Here is an 835-nt window from a genome sequence, read left to right as displayed (position 1 = left end):
CCCGTTATTGCGACGTTATGCCTCGGAGGCTTAGGTGAAAATCGGACTACAGAGTAAAACCCAAGTTAAGAATGGAGTTATCCAATCATACTGGTTTGAAAATGAGAGCATTGGCTTACCTAAAACTCTTTTTCACAGAGTAACCCTTCCCCTTAAAGAGTTTGATTCTGGTTTAGATTATGAGGAGCAGCCTACTAAAACTGAAATTATTTTAGATTGGTATAAATTGGACTTAAGCTCACCTTCGAGGTTAGATGGAATGAATTTGAGTCACTCATTTTATACAGATGCCGAAGGTTCTGTTTATATTGGTTGTGCTCATAACTGGTGTGATGTTAAGGCACTAATTATCACGAAAAATGAAGACGGAAGTTTCAAGGTGTCTGGAACTATTTTCGTTGAGCTTGAAAATGAAGGTGTCGGTGAAAACGAAAGTTTTACTTTCCAAACGTGTTGCGAGTACATTGAAACATAACAAACGCTTCAACCAAGGTACGCAAAACAGCCGGCTAGCGTTCCTTCATCGCTAATTTTAGCCTGCTTCTTTGCGGCGGTTAAGCGAGGCGTTATCCGTCAGTTCTTTCCGTGTTTAGTTTGGTTGGCTATTTCCTCTCTTCGTCGCAGGTTGTTTAACCTCAAAACCTTCATCAAACCAATCCCAAACTCGATGCAAAATCATGTGGCTATTTTTGCTAAGTTGGATTCAACGCCAGTGGTTTTATCGAGCGATTTTATCTTTAATGCGTCAGTTGAATTCACAAAACGGCGCGTTCGTTGGGTGTTGGCGGCAAAGCCGCGATAGTATGAAAGCTCATCGGCTAACAAGGTCATGAAC

Annotated in this window: 1 protein-coding gene; it reads left to right on the top strand. The window is 41.3% G+C overall.

Annotation, left to right across the window (positions count from 1 at the left end):
• The first annotated feature begins 34 nt into the window (after nt 1–34).
• Nucleotides 35–475: a hypothetical protein gene (locus tag BCT27_RS19395; protein WP_102396521.1), complete on the top strand. Its 441-nt coding sequence runs from the start codon at nt 35–37 to the stop codon at nt 473–475.
• Nucleotides 476–835 lie beyond the last annotated feature (360 nt).

The sequence above is a fragment of the Enterovibrio norvegicus genome, from assembly GCF_002876705.1.
In the GTDB taxonomy this organism is placed as follows: domain Bacteria; phylum Pseudomonadota; class Gammaproteobacteria; order Enterobacterales; family Vibrionaceae; genus Enterovibrio; species Enterovibrio norvegicus_B.
Note: the sequence above shows the minus strand (reverse complement) of the source record. Positions and strands in the feature narration are given on the sequence as shown.